Annotated in this window: 20 protein-coding genes; 15 read left to right on the top strand and 5 right to left on the bottom strand. The window is 31.3% G+C overall.

Annotated features, from left to right (window positions below; translation table 11 throughout):
• Positions 1 to 2 precede the first annotated feature (2 nt).
• The 4 genes from AXG55_RS09950 (at position 3) to AXG55_RS09935 (ending at position 4,152) form a co-directional block, all read left to right on the top strand.
• Entirely contained in the window at positions 3 to 686 is a 684-nt protein-coding gene (locus AXG55_RS09950) for a hypothetical protein (protein ID WP_148697972.1), read from the top strand.
• Positions 687 to 935: 249 nt separating this feature from the next.
• Positions 936 to 2,294 (top strand): hypothetical protein, encoded by a 1,359-nt coding sequence (locus AXG55_RS09945; RefSeq protein WP_148697971.1) that lies wholly within the window; start codon positions 936 to 938, stop codon positions 2,292 to 2,294.
• A 68-nt stretch (positions 2,295 to 2,362) separates the two neighbouring features.
• On the top strand, positions 2,363 to 3,001 hold the full coding sequence (locus AXG55_RS09940; protein WP_148697970.1) for a hypothetical protein: 639 nt from the start codon (positions 2,363 to 2,365) through the stop codon (positions 2,999 to 3,001).
• A 218-nt stretch (positions 3,002 to 3,219) separates the two neighbouring features.
• Entirely contained in the window at positions 3,220 to 4,152 is a 933-nt protein-coding gene (locus AXG55_RS09935) for a DUF1338 domain-containing protein (protein WP_148697969.1), read from the top strand.
• Here AXG55_RS09935 and AXG55_RS09930 read toward each other — a convergent pair.
• The 3 genes from AXG55_RS09930 to AXG55_RS09920 are packed head-to-tail and all read right to left on the bottom strand — an operon-like array spanning position 4,149 to position 6,791.
• Positions 4,149 to 4,976 (bottom strand): hypothetical protein, encoded by an 828-nt coding sequence (locus AXG55_RS09930; protein ID WP_148697968.1) that lies wholly within the window; start codon positions 4,974 to 4,976, stop codon positions 4,149 to 4,151. The two genes, AXG55_RS09935 and AXG55_RS09930, sit on opposite strands and share 4 nt — an antisense overlap.
• 58 nt (positions 4,977 to 5,034) lie before the next feature.
• Positions 5,035 to 5,922 (bottom strand): glutamate racemase, encoded by an 888-nt coding sequence (gene murI / locus AXG55_RS09925; protein ID WP_148697967.1) that lies wholly within the window; start codon positions 5,920 to 5,922, stop codon positions 5,035 to 5,037.
• Complete coding sequence (locus AXG55_RS09920; protein WP_233231139.1) at positions 5,919 to 6,791, bottom strand: HAD-IA family hydrolase; 873 nt, start codon at positions 6,789 to 6,791, stop codon at positions 5,919 to 5,921. Before AXG55_RS09920 ends, murI begins: the two co-directional genes overlap by 4 nt.
• A 76-nt stretch (positions 6,792 to 6,867) precedes the next feature.
• On the opposite strand from AXG55_RS09920, the gene AXG55_RS09915 reads away from it, so the two are divergent.
• The 3 genes from AXG55_RS09915 (at position 6,868) to AXG55_RS09905 (ending at position 9,383) form a co-directional block, all read left to right on the top strand.
• On the top strand, positions 6,868 to 7,620 hold the full coding sequence (locus tag AXG55_RS09915) for a PilZ domain-containing protein (protein WP_148697965.1): 753 nt from the start codon (positions 6,868 to 6,870) through the stop codon (positions 7,618 to 7,620).
• Between the two features lie 73 nt (positions 7,621 to 7,693).
• Positions 7,694 to 8,524, top strand: a complete 831-nt coding sequence (locus AXG55_RS09910) for a substrate-binding periplasmic protein (RefSeq protein WP_148697964.1) — start codon at positions 7,694 to 7,696, stop codon at positions 8,522 to 8,524.
• A gap of 49 nt (positions 8,525 to 8,573) precedes the next feature.
• The gene (locus AXG55_RS09905; RefSeq protein WP_148697963.1) at positions 8,574 to 9,383 is read left to right on the top strand and encodes a substrate-binding periplasmic protein; all 810 of its coding nucleotides are present in this window, start codon (positions 8,574 to 8,576) and stop codon (positions 9,381 to 9,383) included.
• 47 nt (positions 9,384 to 9,430) lie between these two features.
• Here AXG55_RS09905 and fliS read toward each other — a convergent pair whose 3' ends face one another.
• Both fliS and fliD read right to left on the bottom strand, forming a co-directional pair.
• A complete protein-coding gene (gene fliS, locus AXG55_RS09900) occupies positions 9,431 to 9,994 on the bottom strand; it encodes a flagellar export chaperone FliS (RefSeq protein ID WP_233231138.1) in 564 nt (187 codons plus the stop codon).
• 55 nt (positions 9,995 to 10,049) lie between these two features.
• Positions 10,050 to 11,402 carry a flagellar filament capping protein FliD gene (fliD, locus tag AXG55_RS09895; protein ID WP_148697961.1) on the bottom strand — a complete coding sequence of 451 codons (1,353 nt, stop codon included), beginning with the start codon at positions 11,400 to 11,402 and terminating at the stop codon, positions 10,050 to 10,052.
• 152 nt (positions 11,403 to 11,554) lie between these two features.
• Here fliD and AXG55_RS09890 point away from each other — a divergent pair, with 152 nt between their 5' ends.
• The 8 genes from AXG55_RS09890 (at position 11,555) to AXG55_RS09855 (ending at position 23,005) form a co-directional block, all read left to right on the top strand.
• Complete coding sequence (locus tag AXG55_RS09890) at positions 11,555 to 12,718, top strand: glycosyltransferase family 4 protein (RefSeq protein WP_148697960.1); 1,164 nt, start codon at positions 11,555 to 11,557, stop codon at positions 12,716 to 12,718.
• Between the two features lie 3 nt (positions 12,719 to 12,721).
• Positions 12,722 to 13,858, top strand: a complete 1,137-nt coding sequence (rffA, locus tag AXG55_RS09885) for a dTDP-4-amino-4,6-dideoxygalactose transaminase (RefSeq protein WP_148697959.1) — start codon at positions 12,722 to 12,724, stop codon at positions 13,856 to 13,858.
• 210 nt (positions 13,859 to 14,068) lie between these two features.
• Positions 14,069 to 14,722 carry a uracil phosphoribosyltransferase gene (upp, locus tag AXG55_RS09880; RefSeq protein WP_148697958.1) on the top strand — a complete coding sequence of 218 codons (654 nt, stop codon included), beginning with the start codon at positions 14,069 to 14,071 and terminating at the stop codon, positions 14,720 to 14,722.
• 26 nt (positions 14,723 to 14,748) lie between these two features.
• Positions 14,749 to 15,360 (top strand): uridine kinase, encoded by a 612-nt coding sequence (udk, locus tag AXG55_RS09875; protein ID WP_233231137.1) that lies wholly within the window; start codon positions 14,749 to 14,751, stop codon positions 15,358 to 15,360.
• Between the two features lie 19 nt (positions 15,361 to 15,379).
• Entirely contained in the window at positions 15,380 to 16,459 is a 1,080-nt protein-coding gene (locus tag AXG55_RS09870) for a DsbA family protein (RefSeq protein ID WP_148697957.1), read from the top strand.
• 550 nt (positions 16,460 to 17,009) lie between these two features.
• A complete protein-coding gene (locus AXG55_RS09865) occupies positions 17,010 to 18,854 on the top strand; it encodes a leukocidin family pore-forming toxin (RefSeq protein WP_233231136.1) in 1,845 nt (614 codons plus the stop codon).
• Positions 18,855 to 18,947: 93 nt separating this feature from the next.
• Complete coding sequence (locus AXG55_RS09860; RefSeq protein WP_148697955.1) at positions 18,948 to 20,768, top strand: leukocidin family pore-forming toxin; 1,821 nt, start codon at positions 18,948 to 18,950, stop codon at positions 20,766 to 20,768.
• 443 nt (positions 20,769 to 21,211) lie between these two features.
• The gene (locus tag AXG55_RS09855; protein ID WP_233231135.1) at positions 21,212 to 23,005 is read left to right on the top strand and encodes a leukocidin family pore-forming toxin; all 1,794 of its coding nucleotides are present in this window, start codon (positions 21,212 to 21,214) and stop codon (positions 23,003 to 23,005) included.
• The last annotated feature ends 14 nt before the right edge of the window (positions 23,006 to 23,019 follow it).

Here is a 23,019-nt window from a genome sequence, read left to right as displayed (position 1 = left end):
TTATGGCTGCAAATTTAAATATAACTCATGAGAATTTTGTATCGATTGTAAAGGACTTAATTACAATTACAGATACCATCTTAAAAAATGTTGTTTCGAAGACAGAGCAAGCAGCGCTTGAAATTGGAAATAAAATGGAATCGGTTTCCAGTTTATCAAGTGATCAAGCTAAAACAGTTAAAGGGTTGATCACAAGCATGTACCAAGAGGGTACCGATGAACACCTTGAAGTTGAAAAAATGGCTCAAGAAGCAAATAGTATGGCCAATGAAATTTTTGAGAGTGCTGCTGCAGGTGATTTAGACAAGGCAAAATCTTTGGGAGAAAGTGATCGTTATAAAGAGTTAGGTACGAAAACAGGAAATTTGTCAAAGCATTTGGAAAAATTATCAGAGTCCGATAAAGAATTAGCAAATATGATTGCTCCCGTAATTATGGCACTTCAATTTCAAGACAGCGTAAGACAAAGTCTTGAGAATATAATAAAGTGCTTTCAAGAATTTTCAAATCATGCTCAAGGAATTACTTTCCAAAAGTTAAATCCTGAAGTGGAAAAAGACTTCTGGACAATTATGGAAAATAAATTCACCACCACAGAAGAGCGTAATATTGTACGAAAAACAATTTATGGTCCTAATGCAAAACTTATTGAAGATACACAAAAAAATGATCCATTTTTGTTTTGATGCGAAATAATTAATATTTGTTGTTTCAAGCTTTAAAGAAATTAACACAATTTAAAATATCAAATAATATAAATTTTTTAAAACATATTAAAAAAAGTAAAATAAAAAAATTATATAAATTAAATTTACAAAATTAAATTTAATATATATTAAAAAAATGTATTGCATTTAATTTTCATTTAAATGCAATAAATCTATAATCTTTTTTGAGTTTTAAAATTAATTTAATTTTAAAACTATGAGGAAAATATGAAATTAAATTTAATATTTGCAACAGCAGTTTCTGCTGCGGCTGCTTTCTCTGTTATAAGTTGTAAAAATGATGGTTCAAAAAAATCAGATAATAATAGTGCTATTGATGGAATAAAAATTTCAAGTCTTAATTCAAGAAGTGCTCTTTTAAATAAAGAGAATATAGAAATTAAAGGGAAATATGCGGGTTGTGAAGGTATACCAGATAATCAACTTTGGAGTATATCTAAAAAGAAAAGTAATTTATCTGAGAAAAAAGGTGAAAATTGTAAGGCCATAATAACAGAAATAACAGATGGTAATTTACGTTATTTTAGTCCTAATGACGTAGAGAGCGATCTATTTAAGGGCGTTACTGGCATTCACTTTGTAGATACAAATAAAGCTAACGGTGTTTCTTTAGATTTAAAACCTGATCCTAATAATATTTCTCAATACGAAGTAAGTATTGATGATAAATCTGTTAAAACAGAAGATAACGATGCAAACAAAGATAAAGATGCAAACAAAGATAAAGATGCAAACAAAGATAAGGATTCTGAAAAAAAGGCGGAAGGTTTAACAACAAATCATGCATCAATAGATTATGGAGCTAATAAAATTGGGGCTCCAGCTGCTACTTTAGAAGGTGGCATTTCAATTCAACCGGGGGCTCATGATGCAGATGGAGTTTATCAATTACAATACAAAGGAACATATAACTTTTCTTTTGGAGACGGCTCTAGGCCTACCAGTTATTATATTGTAGATGGAAAGAAAAATACGAGTGATTTAAATGCAATTACAACTTCGCTTACAGGTGCTATAAGTTTTCCTGTAGAATCAGCTCAAAATATACTTGAATTAGACTCTTCTGCTCTAGGTTTTCCAAAAAGTCTTCCTTTATTTGAAAAATTTACTAAAAAAGTGATTTTTGCGAAAGCAGGCAGTGGTGCTATTTCTTATCGCGTTTTTGAAATAACTTTTGAATTAGATAATAGAGTAAGTATTCCTACATTTAAATTAGCTCAAGCCCCTGTTGAAAGTATTACGCTGGATAATAATCCATTTGGAATAAGATACGCTCAAGGCGATAATACTAGATTAACAGCTGCTTTTGATCCTTTAAATTTTCCGGCAATTGATAATGAAAATAAAATTAAACCATATAAATCAAATAGTTGTATTATCAGAAATGCTGATGCTGTGGACAATCTTGAAGGTGCGGCTGCAGTTGCAACTAATACCATGTGTGCTCCTGGGCTATTCACGGGTGGGTTTGTATTACAAGCTAATAGAGCCTATCAAATTACTCTAAATCAAAATGGATATACATATACAATTATTGTACCTCTTGCGGCTGCTCGAGGTTTATAAGTTCAATAATAATAAATACCAGAAATTTTAATGTTTTTATTTATAAATCAAATTAAAAGGAATTAAAAATGATAAAAAAAAGTTTGCCATTCATGGCAATGGCTCTTTCTTTTCTGTCTAGTGAAAGTTATGCAGAGGATTATGTAAAAGGTTTTGAAGCTGAAGTCACATGTTCTAGGAAAGTTATTGATAATACTAATGTATTAAAAGTAGTAAACTCTCTTCCAACTGAATATTATTCTTATGGTTTTGATAAAAGTATTAATGTTCCTTTAGAATCAGGGGATGTAAATAATAAAAAGAAACCATTTGTAGTGCTGAATAGTCCTGAAATTCCAGTGAAATCTGGAATGTATTGTCTCATCACATATACAAAATTAAAGATAGGAAAGAATTTTGACCCTGCAATCGATTTAATACCCAATAGTTTACCTGGTAGTTTAAATTCGGCAGCAAAATTACATTTAACTCCCAAGGGTATTATTGATAAAGTACATGGAATAGGTGTCTATAGGAAGACTACAGATATTGTTACGGATCCCGATGCAAATCAAAACAGAACTTCGCTATATTATTTTTATGGAGAAAAGAACGCTGATGACCAACAAATTACGTTCACACTTAAAAAAGCACCAGCGGGAGCAGCTAATGCCTTAACTGTAGGAGCAGCCGCACTGGCACAGCCTCTTGATGTGGTAATTGATTAATTACAAACAAATAGCCTCAAATTAAATTCATGGGGCTATATATTTCCTCAAGTAAGCAACTTCATCTCTCTTTCGAAACACACCTTCTTTCTCAATAATCTTTAAATAATTATGATCTGCTAGCTAAAAGCTGAAGCTTACGATAAATTATTATCATAACTTTAATACTCTCAAAAGAAGTCAACCTTCTTTTTAAATATCTAAAAAGGGAAGTTTTTATGCTAGAAATTCAAAAATTTGTTATTGATAAAGTTATTAAGAATTTATGGCAAATATATAGAAATAAGGTTAGTCAGGTTAAAATCATAGAGGAAGCTATTCGAAATCAAGGAGATGAATGGAGTGAAGACCATATTGCCTTTAGAACCCTTCCAGGAAAATATTGTGATATGTCAGTCATGCAGCAGGTATTTGAGTTATTAGGTTATACTAAATGTGATGAATATGTTTTTAAAGATAAAAAACTCAATGCTATTTCAATGAATCCACCTGTTGAAAATGGTGTTCATAGTACAAAAGTTTTTCCAAAAGTTTTTATAAGTGTTTTGGAATTATCTTCATTTTCTGTAGAATTTCAAAACTGTTTACTTAATTATGTTTGTGATGTGCAATCAGCACCGCTCGAAAAATTTCGAACTGATTTTCAAAATTTAAAAGGAAATCCTGCAAAAATGAATGAGTTTGCGGAAAGTATCACTCTCTTTTTAAGCAGTGGGGCTCCTTGGCGGAAACCTATTTTTGATGATTACGAGGTTTTAAGAAAAGAAAGTGAATATGCGGCCTGGACTTTGGTATATGGCAATACCCCAAATCATTTTACAGTCAGTATTCATCTTATGAAAAAATTTAAATCCTTAAAAGAATTTAATGATTTTGTGCAAAATAATTTGAAAATATCTTTAAATAGTGCGGGCGGTAGTATTATAAAAGGAACACCTTCTGTTAAGTTGGAGCAAAGTGCCACTCTTGCAGAGGAATCTCTAGTTCCTTTTCAAGATGGTTATAAAAAAATTCCCTATGCTTTTGTTGAATTTGCCTTTAGACATCCTTTGGAAGGTAAAAGTCATAATGGGATTTGGGAAAACTATTATCAAGGTTTTGTTACTGATAATGCCGATAAAATATTTGAGTCAACAAATATAAGAAATTAACCCGAAATTTTACCAGAATGATTCCATAAAGAAAGACTCTCTTTTTTCAAAATAAAACTTGCTGTGTTTTTTAATATAGCAGAATAAATATTATTTTCATGATCAATAATAAGACCGCTGGCAGTCAAATTGCATATGGCGCATTCTTCCAATATTTTTTCGTCTATTTTTTCTAAGTTTTTATTTAGTTTTATGAGTTTAATCATGTTTGTTCTTAAATGTATTTGTGCCGCAGAGTGATGATTTGCGGAATTTTGATTGCTGGAATCGAGAGAATAAAGAAAATAGTAATTTCCTAAATGATCCATAATTAAATTATTTGGAGTTGTAATAGAATTATTATCAAGCATAATAATTTCATTAAAATTGTTGCTTTCAAGGTTGTATTTTCCAATAAAAACAGAGTTAAATTTTAATTTTTCGGGCGGTATATAAAAATGATTATACAATCCAAATGCTTCAGAGTAGCCATAAAATATAAGATTTTTTTGGGATTTATCTAATATACCTCCTAATAAACCAATTTTTTTAAAATTAAAAAGAATTTTTTTATTATCAATTTGCTTATCACTCTCATTTTTATGAAAAACTTCAATAAATCCCTTAGGGCTATTGCCATTCAAGATCGATTTTATTTTTTCAGATCCTAAAACAATAAATCCTTCTTGATATGGGATAATAGTTGTTGAAAAAGGAATATGATTGGTATCATATTTGTAATCATTTGAAGCTGTTTTATTATCAGAAAATATAATACTTGCAAAAGCTTCATGGCAAATAAACTGATATAAAATGAACATTAATAACAATATATGCTTTTTCATAATACCCTCTTTAAAATGAAACTTAATGAATTCATCGATAACAATTCTTTTAAGAAAATTAAGTTTGAATTTCTACAGCTTCAACTTTAGGAAGAGGAATGGATGTAAAAAATCGTGCAATACTTTCAAACTGTTCGGGGGAGTCTGTGCAGAGGACACGTTTTTCTCCATGATATAATTTATCTTCGAGTTTATTTTCTGAAATATACTGATTGACATAGTTTACTATAGGTAAGGAAGTTTCCACAAGGTAAATCGGATCAGATGTGTCACGGGTTCCTATTTTTAAAATCCAATCGCCGTCAATTGTTTTATATATGACGGTCTTGCCAAGACGACGTTCTATAGACTCTGCAATGGGTTTTGTCAGACGTGGATAGTGAGTACAAGCTAACATAACAATTTTGGTATCTTCAGGAATATCCCACAAATACATATCACAGGCGGCGTCGGCTATGGGTCCTTGGGATATCCCCTCTTCCACTAAAGGAACAAGCAGGGGACAGGCTCTTGTCCAAACTTTTTCAATTCCATGGTTCGTAAGTTCTTCATTAAAGCGATTGCTGCGGATTGTAAATCGTGTCCCTAAAACCGCTACGGTTCGTGATTTTTCGGTTAAAATTTGCGCTACAAATTTACAAAATCCATCAACAATACCAATAATAGGTAATTTAAAAAGATGTTGCAATTCTTTAGCGGCCACACTGGATGCTGTGCCACAAGCAATAACAAGTAAAGTCGCATTTCTATTTGCTAGAAAAAGAGCGGCCTCAGAGGCGTAACGTGTTATGGTTTCTTTACTTTTATTTCCATAAGGACAGCGCGCATTATCACCTAAGTATTGTGTATTTAGTTTAGGAAAACGTTTTAACACATTCTCCCAAACAGTGAGTCCCCCTTGGCTGGAATCAAAAAACGCAATATTAGGAAGTATTTTATTTTTCATATTTTAATAATATTTCCAAATATTTTCTCAACTCGTTGAGATGCATTATATCCAAAAATCAAATTTTCTCTTTTGCAAGAAACATCTTTTAATTCCTGATCGCTCATTTTATTTGATGATACTTTAAATAATATTTCATCACTTAATAAATTAACAAGACTTGCATTCCAGCCTACCTTGTAAGCCGCCCTGACATTTACCGGAGTGTCATCAATAAAATATACATCTTTTACATCTAAGGTAGCATTAAATTTTTTTGAAATAAACTTTTGTGCTTCTAAAAAAGCAAGTTCATAAATTTGGGGTTCTGGTTTTTCATAACCGATATCTTGGCTAAAGATGGTCACATCAAAAATATCTCGAACAGGAAGTTTTTTTTCAATTAAGACTTCATGCCAAGTAGTGGCATTGCTGAGAACGCCAATACCAAAATTTTTTTCGCGTAATTTTTTGGCAAGTTCAACAACGGAAAGCCTCACGCCCCCCACGACAAAGGTATCAGCTCGTTTGATATCGTGGATGGAAATATTTGGAATTTTATGCTCGAGGGCAGCAGATTCTGTCAAGGCCTTGATAAAAGATTGTGCGTAATTATAAGCACCCATTTTGCCTGTGCACCATTGCTTTAATACCGCTTCCTTTTTTAGAATTTTTAGTGTCTTTTGATGATCTTTTATTGCATTTTCCGGCAATAATTTTTGCACTTCATAGATATAGGCATCCCAGTCGAGATCGAGCAAAACGCTACCTATATCAAAAAAAATAAATCCCGCATAATTTTTGGTATTTAAGCAATTAATATGATTTTTTGCTTCAAAAACAATTTCTAATTCTTGTAAATCTTGCATTGAGATTTCAGGCCACAACATCATTCTCTCCTCAAGGGCGCCGCCGGGCTCCCCGATAACCTTAGTAGGATAAGACTACTTTGACGGAAAGAAGATTATGCCAGTTGTGAAAAAACTCAACAACTCAAAGTTAAAAAACGCGAGAAGAGCACTCCATATTTTAATATCAGAAGAGCATCTTATGACGGCACGGCTTGAAGCCCTTTCTTTAAGTAAAGCTGGCTTTATGGTCAAAATTGCAAGTACTTTTGATGATATGAAGGCATTATTAGCTGAAGAAAGATTTGATATTCTGCTCATGGGCATGTGTTTTAATAGAGGAATGAGATGTCAGGAATTTGGTAAATTGAAAAAAACGAGTTTGAACTCTAAAATAAAATTTGTGCTTTCCAGTGTTTATTTAAGGGATGAATTGAAAGAACAAAAAGAGTTTTTATATTTTGACCTTTTCTTAAATAAACCTATGCCAAGGGATTCTTTTATTGATGAAATTAAAAAACTTGGAAAGCGAGATTTTAGAAAAGCAGAGCGAGTTAAATGTCAAATTCCGATGATTGTCATAGATGGAAAAAATATTCATGAAACTCTCGCTATTGATATTTCGACTTCAGGAGTTCATGTTTTAGATAAGCAAAATAAAATCAATTCCTATATCGGGTTAGAACTTGGACTTGAATTTATTCTTCCAAAATCCTCAGAACTGATAAAGCTTAGGGGAAGTGTTGTCAGAATTACGGAAGACGGATTTGGTTTGAAATTTGAAAATGCAACGGAACAAGATAAACTTAAAATTGAAAACTATATTTTGACAAACAGCATTTTTGTGAAATCGGCACATTACTATTTGTAGTTTTGCAAAAACTTGTTTTTTATACATTAATTAATTGGTTATAATATATTATTATTTTTGGAGTATAATTTTAATGTTTGCTTTTAATATCCTAAAAATTATTAAATTATTAGTTAAAATTAATGTATCAATTTTAATTTTAATGATAAGTTTTGATGCTTTTGCTCATAAGATAAATTGTTTTAAAGTTTTTAAATATGCTTTATTTAGCTATGGTTATTTTTATATGCCCGCAACAAACACGGGTATAGATGTAGACATTATTAATGAATTAAAAAAAAGAAGTAAATGTCGAATTGAATTCGATTCAAGTATGCCACGTATACGTGCACTCAAATCTCTTGAAAATGGAACTCTTGATTTTAGCATGTCTTCATTTCAAACTCCAGAAAGAGAAAAATTTGCTTATTATGCTTTATATGATCATGTAAAAAATTATGTCCTTGTGAAAAAAGAATTAAAAGTAAATTCATGGGAAAATTTTATTGCAAATAAAACGTTATATTTTGGTGTTGTTAGGGGCTATAATTATGGTCTATCTGAAGAATATTTGCAACAAGCTCGAAATCTCAAAAGAGTTAAAGAGTATCCCGATCAAGAGCGCTTATTTGAAGGGTTCAAAAAATTGGAAGTTCATGCTATATTTAGTATTTTGCCGGTATATAAATATCATTTACAAATGCATAAAGAGCTAGATTCTTTAATCACAGTAAGCGATTGGAATCAAAAAGAAAAATATACTAAAAGTGGTTTGATGATGTCCAAGAAAGTATTTAGTAAAGAAGAGGCAGATAAATGGTCTGCGCTTATGAAAGAAATGCTTTCTGATGGTACTATTATGAAGATATTTAGAAAGTATTTAAATGAAAAAGACGCAAAATCTATTTATTTAAATGAAAATTAGCATGCTAAAAATTTTTCTTAGTAAATTAATTTTACATAAGGAGCTTTAAATGATTTTTAATAAATTTAATATAAAATTATTGATTTTATTTCTTTTTATTTTTAATATAAAATATGCTTTTTGCTCTCCAAAAATTGATTGTTTTAAGAAATTTAAAATTGCATTATATAACTATGGATATTTTTACTCAGTTGAAAAAGATATTGGAATTGATAAAGATTTAGCTTTAGAACTACAAAAAAGAAGTCATTGTCAAATTGAAATAATTAATGACATGCCTCGTATTAGAACATTAAAATCAATTGAAGCAGGGTTCATTGATTTTACAACCTCATCCATTTTGACTCCTGAAAGAGAATTTTACTCTCATTTCATTTTTTATAACCAAATAAAAAATTTTGCACTTGTACGTAAAGAAGTAAAAACTCCCTCTTGGAATGTATTTATGGAAAACAAAAACTTAAAATTTGGTGTGGTAAGGGGTTATAAACATGGGACTTCTGATGAAAAAATTGAGATTTTAAATAAGGAGCATAGAGTTATAGACTATGCTGAGCCAGAGCAACTGTATGAAGCACTTAAAAAAAATGAGGTTCAAGCGATTTTAAGTACAACTCCTGTTTACCATTTTCAATTTAAAAAAATTAAAAATTTGGAGTCAAAAGTTGTCATTTATGATTGGAATCCTCAAGAGAATTATGTAAAAAGCGGATTGATGTTATCTAAAAAAGTTTTTTATAAAGAGCAAGTTGTACAGTGGGAAAAGTTAGTGAACGAAATGATATCAGATGGAACAATGTATAAAATATTTAGAAAATATCTTCCTGAAAAAGAAGCTAAATCTACAATGTTAAAATAATTTTTATATTTCTTTTGCTATTTTTTTATTCAAATTAAAAATAAATATTAACCCACTTTTTTAACTGAGTTTCCTTTTTGATTTCCAGATTTTACATCAGAAGATAAATTCACAGAAACAGCATTTGTTGTTTTTTCATTGGGATTCTTTATAGTTTCTGAATTTGCTTGTCCGTCTTTAGACTTTAAATACATTGAATAGAGTTCTGGCTGCAAATTTGGACTAGGAACGCCATCAGGTCTTGGATTATTGACCACATCACGCCAGGCATCATATAAGGTTAAAAGAATTTTTTCAGAGGTATCGAGATCTTCCATTTTATTATTAATATTTGCTTCAATTAATTTGTCCATAATAAACATATATAAATTCTCAAGATCCATGGACAATTGCCCACCTACTTCATGGTCAAGAGTATTGATAAGTTCGGCGACAATGGCGAGGGCTTTGCTAATATTTTTGCCTTTTTCCGCAATTTTCTTTTCTTGCATTTTAACACGAGCAATACGAATGAATTTTATGCATCCTTCATAGAGCATAAGTAACACTTTTTCAGGTGTTGCTGTTGTTACGTTAGTAGATTGATAGGCCTTAAATGCTTTCGTATTCATGCAATTCCATCCTTGAAAAAATTGCATCAATATCAATTTTACAATGATAAAAGGTTTAGCCTTGAGCGCCACCTAATTTTTGTTGCAAAACTTGACCTTGTGCATTCATTCCACTGATAAGCTGCTCGACTACGGTAAATTGGCGTCGTATGGCCTCTTCCCTTTGCTTTGCTTGGCGGTTTTTAACAGCGATATCTTTATCAAAGTTTTCAAGAATATGCTTGTATTCTCTATCTTTTGAAGGAAGAACACCACTGACAGGGTTTTGTAATCCGCGCACGGAATCTGACATGCGAATCCCAATTCCAACAGTATCATCCGATTGAATGAACAGCTTAGAAACTCCGACATAATCTTCGGCCATAGCTTTTTTAGCTTTAGCTTCGTCGTATTTTAAAGCGCCAGTTTTGGGGTCGGTAGAAATTCCTACATCAGCCAGTGTTTGAAATTTTCCTGAGGGAAGGCTAAATTGAATGGAAGTTTGTAAGGCTCTCCTTAAAGAACGTAAGCTGTTATCTTTTGACAAAACTCCCGCTTTATTTGTAACAGGATCGAGTTGAAATTGTTTGTCAATAAACTCATTTACTTTATTATAAGATTCAACAAATTTTTTAATAGTTTCTAGACTCTTATCAGTATCATAATCAATTTTAAGATTGATTTTTGTGCCTGGTTCCTCTTTTTTTACATCTAATACAAGTCCTGGAATTAATTCTGTTACCTTGTTTGTTTCGTTATATACTTTTACATCTTCGAATACCATCTCAAGGTTTCTGCCCGTAATTTGTTCTTTGAAATCAAGGTAAGTGGTGTCAGGGTCAATTGTAACCTTAGCTTGTTTCCCCGATTTTTCAGAGATGACAAGCAAACGAAAATTGTCTTCATCATCATCCTCTAATTTTTCCTTGGTATTGATAACAATGGCTTTAACACCTTTATCCATACTGTTTATTTGAGTTGCCACATCTTGCAAAGTCGATCTATCGGGATCGATGTCGACATCAAAAGAATCTCCTTCTTCCGTTTCTATGGTCATGTAGCCAAAGCCCACCGGAGTTTTATCTTTGTCTTCAAAAGATTGCGTGAGCAGTTTATGAGTTTTTGCTAAGTGTTTGACTTCAACTTCATAAGAACCAATGGGGGCATTGTTATCTACAGTGCCTTCAATAATATCAGGGTGTGAGCTCACGACTTTGAGTTTATAATAGTCCGCTTTTGTGCGCATTCCATTGAGAGTTGTTCCTAAAGTTGAGACAAGTGCTTTTAGATCATTAAATAATTTTTGCTCATCAATGAGAGTTTTTTTACGCGTTTCCAGTTGTTTAATGGGTTCGCGCTCGATTTCAACCAGTTGGTCTACCATTTTAGGATCGATGCCAGAACCTGTATTAATTCTTATTCCAGCCATAAATGTTTGGCCTTTTATGAAGTTTTATGATTCTTGTATTCAATTTATAGTTTATATAGTATCGCTTTTTGGTGGCTTTAACAAGCTGATAGCGAATGTGAGATATTTCTTGCATGAGTTATACATAAAAAGCATTTGAAATTGGAAAAAAAATGCAAAAAAATTTATCTATTTTACACGTAAATACATCACATGCTTATGGTGGTCTTGAGCTCTATACGATTTTATTAGTGAAAAAACTGGCAGAGTCAGGAATAAAGTCGGCAATTTATTGTATTCCAGGTTCACGTATTGATGAGGAAGCGCAAAGGCTTGCTATTCCCGTTTATTATGGATTTAAGCAAGCACGTATTAGTATTTCTGATATAAAATATCTTAGAAAAATTATTAAAAAAGATAACTTTAATATTGTTCATTCACATACACGACAGGATGTGTGGCTCTGTTCCTTAGCCATGCTTTTTTTAAAAAATAAACGTCAGATTTTTAGTTTATACATGAGCGCGCCTTCAAAAAATGATATTATTCATCGCTTTATTTATAGCAAGGTTACTGCCATTACTTCTTCATCTGAAATATTAAATGACAGAATAAGAAAAAATTATCCTATTTTACCGGAGCAAGTTCATTTGTTACGTTATGGGCGAGATCTCTCGGTATATCAAAAAAAACATGAAGATCGCACATACATAAGAGATCTTTATCATGTTAAAAATGATGAGTTTGTTGTTGCTACCATGTGCCGCATTGATCCTGGTAAGGGGGTGCGTGAAATTGCGGAAGCCCTTTTACTACTCAAACCTGAGATTAAAACAAAAGTGAAAATTTGGCTCATGGGAGAGCCCACTCTCGATCATACGGCAGCAGATGGCACTCGTGTCTATGAACTGCAAGCCTTGAAATTATATGAATGGCTGCAAGAATTTTCCAAAAGACCGGAAGTTGAAAATAGAATTCAGTTAATTCCGTTTCAAACAAATATTATTCCTTATTTAAGTGCCATGGATATCTTTATATTAGGAACATATAAAGAAACATATTCCCTTTCTGTCCTGGATGCTATGGCCATGGGTTTGCCTGTTATTGGCACGAATTCAGGAGGAACACCGGAGCAGATTGAAAATCATGTCCGTGGTCTTTTAGTTTCACCACGCAATTCCCAAGACATTGCTTGGGCAATAAGTGAGTATGTTGAAAATCCAAACTTGATATGCGAACATGGTGAAAATGCAAAAAATTGGGTATTTAAAGAACATAGTTGGCAAAATAAAGTAACAAAATTAAATGCATTATATAGTCAAGCACTGGAGAAATAAAATATGAGAATCCCTCTTTCAAAACCTCACATTCCTAAAAAAGTTTTTGAGAATATAAATGAAGTCTTATCTTCGGGAAAACTCTCAGGGGATGGGTTTTTTTGTCACAGTGCCGAAGAGAAATTTCGTAATAAATTAAAAATTAAAAATGCATTATTGACTTCATCTTGCACACACGCTCTAGAAATGTCCATGTTATTATTAGATGCAAAAGAAAATGATGAAGTCATTTTACCTTCATTTACGTTTACATCTACGGCAAATGCCGTGCTTGTTGCAGGTTTAAAACCTATATTTTGTGAAATTGATCCCCAAACTATGAATATGGATATGAATGATGTCGCAAAAAAAATAACTCATAAAACAAAAGCTATTATTCCTGTACATTATGCGGGTGTTGCCTGTGATATGGAGAGCCTTTTTTCACTTTGTGAGGGGCAAAATATTATGATTGTTGAGGATGCAGCTCATGGCATTGGAGCAAAATGGAAAGGAAAAAGCTTAGGTACAATTGGACATATGGGGACATTAAGTTTTCATGACACCAAAAATGTGATTTGTGGTGAGGGTGGTGCCTTTCTGACAAACAATGAATTTCTTGCTGATAAAGCGCAAATCATTAGAGAAAAAGGAACAAATCGAAGTCAATTTTTGCGCGGGCAAGTGGATAAGTACACATGGGTAGAAAAAGGATCGAGCTATATTTTAGCAGAGCCTTTAGCGGCCATTTTGTCTGCTGAAATAGATATTATGGATGAACTCAATGCAAAGCGGGGAGTCATCCATAATTATTATATGGAGCAATTGCATGATTTAGAGCAAAAAGAAATTTTAGCTCTTCCTAAAATTCCGCATTATTGTGATTCCAATTATCACTTGTTTTATATTATTTTAAAAAATGAAGATGCTAGAAATTCATTAATGTCTTATCTACGTGCACGTGGCATTGGCGCCACTTTTCATTATATTCCTTTGCATTCGGCTCCTGCGGGTGAATGCTTAGGTTATAAAAAAGAACATTTGCCCATTACAGAAGAATATTCTAAAAGACTTTTGCGATTGCCTTTATTCCCCGATCTAATTCAGGATGATTATTCTTATGTAGTGGAAGAAATTTTCAATTGGTCAAAAACAATTTAATTTATTGATTTTTTATAATATTTAAAATTAATTCTATTCTCTTTGTCGAGATGTTTTATAAAAAATTCATTTTTGATGTATTAAATAAATCTTAATAAAAACAAAAATTTTATAATAAAAAATAAAAAATCCTTTTGAAAACAATTTAAGAATGTTAAGTTAAAATTAAATTCTTAAGCAAGTAAACTATATTTTAAAAAAGGAAATTTTATGTCGAAGCATAATTCGAAAATTGATCATCAAAATATTCACCTATTGCAGCATCCCTTATTATCACATTCTCTCTCTATTTTACGTAAAAAAGATACAAATGCGGGCGAGTTTCGAAGATTATTAAGCGAAATGAGCAGGCTTATGGCTTATGAGAGCTCAAGAGATTTAAAAATAAAAAACATACCAATAGAAACTCCTTTTGAAAAAATGGAAAGTCCTTTTATTTGTGAAGATGTGACAATTGTCTCTGTCATGCGCGCAGGAATGGGAATGCTTGATGGATTTATGCAAATGTTTCCTCTTTCTAAAGTGGGTCATATTGGAATATATCGAGATAAATTTTTGAATAATACGGTTGAATATTATTTTAGACTTCCCGATGATATTGAAGGAAATAAAATTTTTCTTTTAGATCCTCTTTTAGCAACCGGTTCTACAGTCGTAGCGGCTATTGATCGCTTAAAACAATACGGCGTTCATGAAATCCGATTCCACTGTTTATTAGCCTCACCAGAGGGGCTCGAAATTTTGCACGAATCCCATCCTGATGTATCTGTTTATTGTCTTTCTGTAGAGAGAGGGATGAATGAAAAAGGATATTTGTTGCCAGGATTAGGCGATGCGGGTGATAGAATTTACGGAACTTTATAGAAAATAAAGCAGTTTGAGGTAATATTTTGAAAAAAAATAAAGACATAAAAATTATAGCAATTTCAGGTGGTAGTGGTTCAGGTAAGACAACGGCTGCTAAGCAATTACAGCAATTTCTTGGCAATGATGATTGTAAAATACTGAGTCAAGATAATTATTATCATGATCACAGTGATAAATTTTCTGGTGATGGCAGTGTGAATTTTGACCACCCCGATGCCATAGACTTTCATTTGATGGCGCAACATCTTAAATTATTATCTGAAAACAAAGCTGTTGAAGTTCCTATTTACGATTTTGTCACTCATACTCGTAAAAAAGAAACTATCCCTTTCAAGCCTACAAAATTTATTATCGTTGATGGAATTTTAATTCTTTCACAAGAAATACTTAGGCCTCATTTTGATTTTGCCATATTTATTGATATTGCTGAGGAAACAAGATATTCAAGACGTTTAAAAAGAGATGTGGAAGAGAGAGGGCGTCATCCTGAGGGAGTTAAAATTCAGTTTGATTCTTTTGTGAAACCCATGCACGAAATGTTTGTGCAACCTTCACGTGTTTTCGCAACTCATATTGCATATGATAATAATAGTTTAGCAAATCTTTTTGAAGATTTGAAAAAAGATTTTTTTTAAAATAAGGAGACGATACAGCATGAAAATGGCTCAATTAAAAATTTCAAATAAATGGATGATCATGTCTGCGCTGGCAAGTATGGCTATTGCAGTTTCGAGTTGCCAAACAAGAAATAACAGTCAAATTGAAAATAATAATCAAACTTTTGGAATGTATAATGGCAAGGCTGTTACTTTCGCTGAGTTAACTCAAGGAGAAAAATCAGAAATTATCAATGCGCAAAAAAAAGTATATGAAACTGCACAAAATATACTTGAAAAATATTATTTAGATTCCTGGTTTTTTGAATATCAAAAGAAAAATAATTTAAATACTTTAGATGATGCTAAGAAAGATTATTTTTCAAAAAATGTAAAAATTGATGATTTAGAGGTGCAAAGCTTCATAAAACAAAACGCAAATAATCCTCAAATGCAACAAATTCCCGAAAAAGAACGCGTTGGCTTGGTTAAGCAATATATGACGCGCGTTGCCCAAGCAAAAGAGGAGCAATCTTTATTGCAAAACGCAGAAGAGCAAGGAAAAATTAAGCTTGTGGGAATTGAAAAACCTTCAGAAATTGTGGTTCAATTTAAAGAAAATGGCTACAAATATGATGATAATTTAACTCAACCTAAAATTACAATTGTAGAATTTGCTGATTATCAATGTCCTTATTGCGTTCAAGCGCATTCAACCATTGAAAAACTTTTGTCTTCTTATAAAGGAAAGGTGCAATATATTTTCAAAGACTTTCCTTTAACCGAAATTCACCCTGAAGCCATGCCCGCTGCTATTGCGGCAAAGTGTGCGGGGAATCAAGGAAAATACTGGGAAATGCATAAGTTGTTGTTCAGCAGAGAGCCTTCAGCTCCTTTGTCTGCGAATCTCTATGAGAGTTTCGCAGATCAGTTGAAATTAAATATAAATGATTTCAAATCCTGTAGAGAAGATAAAAGCAGTACAATAAGCAAATCAATACATGCGGATATACAAGAAGGTAATGATATTGGAATCAATGCAACTCCTTCGTTATTTATCAATGGCCAAAAGTATGAAGGCAATATGAGCTTTGACGGGCTCAAAAAAGAAATCGACACCCGCCTTGCTGTAAAATAGTCTAATAAATTAAATAATTATACTTAATGAAATAGATAAAAAAATTGAATTTTCATTACGTGCAGCGGGGTATTCCCTCTGCACGTAATTTTTATAGATAACCGTAACAATATAAGATTAATAATCCAATTTGTGTGGGACAAACAAGACTGGTTTTAATTTTAAAGAGGTACAATATGAATTTTAAAAAGAGATCGTTCCATTTAAGTGAGAACTGGTGCATTCAAAAATTGAAATGCAGTATGGCTATGATAATATAACAGATGCAAAGCCATTAAATTCAAATTCTTTTATTAGTGATTATGAGTATATAAGGGTAAATTAAATAACTATTTGTGGTATTTAATTATTAATAATAATTATAAAATTATCTTCTTTTAAAAGAGGATAATTTTGTGTTTTTTAATTTATTAAAATTATGTCATATTTTTTTAATTAATTTTTAATAAATATATCATGTCATTGTGATTATAAAAAATGGCTTCAATTTTGGCATTCCTTTTGCTTAATGAGATTTGAGACTCATTCTCATTGCTTTAGGAGGCTTAAAATGGGGAATAAATTAAAATATTCATTACTTTTATCAAGTTTGATAGTGGTATCGCAGCAAAGCTTTGCGAAAGACGCTTCAAGATCAGTGGAAAAAAATATTGAACTCAATGAGCGCGATGAGATATGTCAAAATTCAAAAAATTATATAAAAATTGCAAGTTCTGCTGATCTTAATAGTATTAAAGAATTGTTTGATCGGCATGAAACACTTTTATTTGATTTAACTAAAGCAGATGAAAACGAGAAAAAAAAGTTAATATCTTTAATGTCTAAAACGGGTGCTCTCAGTTTTCAAGAAAACTTTGTTTTACTCAGAAAAGGACACAAGGGACCTGAGTACACTTTGTTTGAGAATATTCCAACGGAACAAGAATTAGATGTTCTCATTCCGAAATTAAAATTTAAAATGGCTCATTCCGATGTCGATATTTTAAATGGATCTCAGGCAACTATAAAAATAGTTGGTAAAAATTTATCATGTCCTATGAGATTATATTATGGATATAGTAAAGATTTATATCAAAAAGATTATTGTGATAATAACGCGTTTGTTGAATTAAATTATAAAATTGATATGTCGGGTTCCAAGTTCACTGAAGTAAAAGATCCTGCCACAGGAAAAATTACAAAAACAGAAAGTGGAAAATATTTAATGATTACACTTTCTCCTCAAGAAGAAGGAGGAACAGGATGGCATATGGCAGATGATATGACACAAACTATGCATTGGTCAGGATTTTCAACTTGGTATCAATATCTAGCACCTTTTGCAAATAAATATCGTTTTTGGATAAAACATATCACAAATAACAACAATGTTACTTTGGTTGAGACCTATCCACAAAACTCAAATCCAGAGTTTTCAGTAACAGAAAGTCGTGGATTTACTGTGGGGTTATCGGGAGGTTTGAAAGGTGGAATTGATGCTAAAGGAAATCCTTCCGGTAATATTGATTTAGGCGCTTCGATGCAGATGACAAATAGAAAAGACGTGTCCTACAAAACTCAAGAATATTCTGTTGAAAATAATAGCTATGATAGCAAGGCAGAATGGATTTGGAATGCAAAAGTAGATGAAAAAATTTGCGAGTATCTTTCGTATAGAGATATGAACTCGGCATGCTATTTTTCGAGCACAATTTTTGAATCGTATATGATTTCTAGAAAAGATAAATTTTCGGCTATCAGTCATAAAGCTTTTACGCCCTCTATTCAGGCTATTTTTAAAACAAAATCTGATGAGAATGGGATATCTACTTTTGAATTAGGTACCAATGCTGATGCGGGGGTTTTATTAGGATACTCCTACTCCATTCCTTCTCCTGCAATCATTTCAATGATTCCTTTATTTCATAAGCACGAATTAGATACATATACGATGCCTAATGTGACAAGATCTTTTTCTGTGGATTGGAGCTCTCCTTATTTTGCCTCGGAACAAACTTTAAGGTTACAAGATGTTTCATCAATTTATACAACAAAATGTGTTGCTGTTAAAAATGATAACTCTGTGTTTTTAGATGACTGTATTAAAGGAGAAAGAGCTATAGCATGGGGATATGATAACGATACAAATCAATTTAAATCTCGTTCAAAAAATGGTTATTGCTTAGCAGTAAATTCAGAAAGTATAATTCATTTAGAAGAGTGTAATTTTAATAATAATCAAAAGTTTTCTTATAAAGAAAATTCTAATGATGGCAATAGTTTCTTCATTAAAACAAAATTTGGTGAGGAAAAAATTATTGCAGCGGATAAAAATGATGGAAAATTAAAACTCATTTCAATGGGTTCAAATGAGGTTACTCCATTATCATTAAGTGCTTTTCAAGCTGATTTATAAATTAATCCATAGTTTTTTTCTTATTGACAATCCCTGTTTCTTATATTAGTCATGATACAGTAAAAATAAATTAATATAATACGGGGATTATTTATGAATTATAAATCTAATATTTTTTTATTTTTTTCAATTTTTTATTTAAACTTTGTAACTAGTTGCGGTAAATTTGAAAATGATGACAATATAAAATATAATAATCAAAAAAATTTTAATTCCGTATTAAGTAGACAATTAATTTTATCATCAATTGAAGATATTAAAAATAATAATATTAATGAAAAATATGATGAAAACGAAATTATTGTTATGGACTTAAGAAATAAATTTAATTCAGATGAACTCTTGTCCTTAATGGGAAAATTAGGAGGATTACAAATTTATGCAAATTATGTCATTATTAAAAAAACCATCGAGGGTTCTCATTATACCGTATTACAAGATATTCCTACAGCAGAAGAATTAAATAGTTTATTGATAAAAATAAATAATAAAAATTCAAATAGAAAAAAAACAAATAAAGTAGGATTTGACCCAGAGAAAAATTTTTTAAACAGCAGTGTGGCAACTGTGACTTTATTAGCTAGAAATAGACAATGTCCTATGAGAAAATTTTATCAAACAAAAACTACAAATTATGATGAAAAAAGAGACTATTGTAATTCAAAAGCTTTTGTAGAATTAAATTATAAAATAGATATGTCCGGATCTAAAGCGACGTTAAAAGAAGATTTAAAAACAGGACGTATTATAAAAACGGAAAATGGCAAATATTTAATGATCACGGTTTCTCCTACGGAAGAAGGGGGAACGGGTTGGCATTTGACAAACCAAATTCATCAGGAGCACAATTGGTTTGAATCCTGGGCAAATAGATGGGATTTTGTAGGACCTTTTGCAAATAAATATCAGTTTTGGATAAGACATTTAAATAAAACAGAGGGAGTTCGTTTAGTCGAAACCTTTCCACAAAATACCAATCCAGAAAGCAATGTGGTCGAAAGCCATGGCGTTACAGTTGGATTATCAGGAGCCTTAAAAGGAGGTATCGATAGCAAAGGTCTTCCTTCTGCTAATGTGGATTTAGGAACATCGGTTCAAATTGCAGATCGAAGAGATGTCTCCTTTAAAACGCAAGAATATACTGTTGAAAATGAAAGCTATGACAATAACGCCATTTGGGCTTGGAATGCAAAAGTTAATGAAAAATTATGTGATTATTTAACGCGTAAGGATATTAGTTTTTGTTACTTTACAGGTTTTTTATGGGATACGAGCTGGACCTCAAACAAGAATAAATTTTCAGCACTTAGCCATAAATCATTTACTCCTTCCTTTCAGGCGATTTATAAAGCAAAAAAAGAAGTGACTGATATCTCCACATTTGAGGTGGGAACAAATGTGGAAACAGGAGTGATTATAGGATCGATTGTTCCCATTGTCGCTGTTTCTTTATTTAGAACTGTTTTAGATACCTATACAATGCCCTCGGTCTCGCAAGTTTTAAGTGTGGATTGGAGTTCCCCCTATTTTGCGTCGGAGCAAAATATCAGACTTCAAAATATGTCTGATATTAATAATACGAAGTGTCTTACCGTAAGTATAAATGGCAGAATAAATCAAGAAAGATGTAAAGAAAGTCGATCTCAAGTTTGGGGCTATGACAATGATGAAAAGATATTTAAAACCCGCTTAATTGCAAATTCATGTTTGACGTTAAATTCAAATAATGAATTATTAATTAAAGAATGTTCAATGGATAATAATCAAAAATGGATTTTAAATAAAGAAGGATTTATTCAATTATATTCCAATAAAACAAAAGTGATTGGGCAAGATAAAAATGGAGAACTGAAGCTGTTTCATATGGATTCCCAAAAAGGAACAGTATTTGAAGCTTTTCAGGCAAAACTATAATAAATTATTTAAAAAAATAGAGTGTTATTTAAATTAGGCATAAAATTTCCAAAGAGCTTGCATAAATCAGGAGAGACTCCCCTTTTTTGAGTTTTTATAGATACCCTTAACCAAATAATAATATAACTACTTTTTCGATTTATATTCATATTTAATCATTTTTTTACTATACAAATAAATTTAATTTATTTTAATTTAAATGAAATAAATATTTAATATTGAAAATTATGTGCTATTAATTGGTTTGTATTTTTTAGTTCATTTTCTTCGTTTCAGGGACGCAAGACAATGCTCTTCAGCATATCTATCCCATTTAAAATAAGTATGGGAAATTAAAACTTATTAAAAAATATATAATTGAAAATCCCTCATTTATAATGAAATATTTTTTTGTGAAGATATTAATTTATAAATTGTTTTTTATTGTAATAAAAGGAGCTTACATGTATCATAAATTTAATAATTCTTTGTTTTTTTTGAGTTTATCTTTAGCTATAGCCACTGGGTGTGCTAAATTTGAAAAAGAAGGAATTAAAAATCAACAAAGTTTGAGTTCAAAATTAAGTCATCAGTTGCTACTAACTTCTATTGATGATCTTAAGAATATTAATATATTTGAAAAATACGATGAAAATAAAGTCATTATTTTTGACTTAAGAAATAATTCTAACTCAGAAAAACTCATGTCGATAATGGGGCAATTAGGAGGAGTACAAATAAGTGGAAATTATGTCATAATAAAGAAAACAATTGAGGGTGCAAAATATATTGTTTTACAAGATGCTAATACAAATGAAGAATTAAATAATATCTTAAGATTAAATGAAAATAAAAATTATGATGAAAAAAAAATTGGTACAAAAAAATTTAATACAGCTAAAAATTTTATGAATGGAAATGCTGTAAATATTGCATTAATTAGGAGAAATTTAAAATGCCCTATGAGAATTTATTATGATAATGGTTATAATAATACAAGAGATTATTGTAATTCAAATGCTTTTTTAGAATTAAATTATAAAATAGATATGTCGGGATCGAAAGAACTTTTAAAAGTAGATGATAAGACAGGCGATGTCACTAGAACTGAAAACGGAAAGTATGTGATGATTACGGTATCTCCTTTAGAAGAAGGAGGAACGGGATGGCATTTAGCTGAGGAGTTGGGACAAGGTTACAATTGGTGGCAATCGTGGGCGAATAGAAGAGAGTTTGTAGGTCCTTTTGCAAATAAATATGAATTTTGGATAAAGCATTTAACACCTGAAAATAAAGCGAGTTTGATAGAATCGTTTCCACAAAATACCAATCCCGAAAGTATTGTTGTCGAAAGCCATGGCATGACTGTGGGTTTGTCTGGAAATTTAAAAGCAAGTGAAGAAGCAGGTGGTTCCGTAGATTTAGGTGCTTCGATTCAGGTCACAGATAGAAGAGATGTTTCTTTTAAAACTCAAGAATATTCAGTTGAAAATGGAAGTTATGATGATAATGCCTCTTGGGTTTGGGATTCGAAGTTGGATAATAAAATTTGTGATTTCTTAACACGAAGAGACTTCAATTTTTGTTACTTTTCCGGCGCTTTGTGGGATTCAACCTGGACAACAAATAAAAATAAGATTTCTGCCATTGGCTACAAATCTTTTACCCCTTCTTTTCAAGCAATCTATAAAGCGGATCAATATGCATTAGGGACCTCCACTTTTGAAATAGGCACAAGAGCAACAACATCTGTGATTTTAGGAACTGTTATTCCTGCTGGTATGTTGGTATCTAAATTTTTCATTAATACAGATTCTTATATTTTACCTCAGATAACACAAAAATTTAATATCGATTGGACTTCTCCTTATTTATCTCCAGAACAAAACATTCGTTTACAAAATATATCTGAAATTAAAAAGACAAATTGTATAACGGCAAATCAAGATGGTCTTGTAACTCAAGAAGAATGCAAAAAAAGCAGAGAACAGGTATGGGGTTATGATAATGATGAAAAGCAGTTTAAAACAAGAATGAAATACAACTCATGTTTGACATTAGGTTCTGATAATTCATTGTATATCAATAATTGTAGTATGAATAATGACCAAAAGTGGGTACTTAATACAGAGGGATATATTCAATTATATTTAGACAGAACAAAAGTAGTGGGAATAAATTCAAAGGGACAATTGGCAATTACCAGTGCAGGTTCACGTAGAAATCTTAAATTTGATGCTTTTCAAGCGCAGCTATAATTCCAAAAAAAGGA

It is taken from the genome of Silvanigrella aquatica (assembly GCF_001907975.1).
Lineage (GTDB): Bacteria > Bdellovibrionota_B > Oligoflexia > Silvanigrellales > Silvanigrellaceae > Silvanigrella > Silvanigrella aquatica.
Note: the sequence above shows the minus strand (reverse complement) of the source record. Positions and strands in the feature narration are given on the sequence as shown.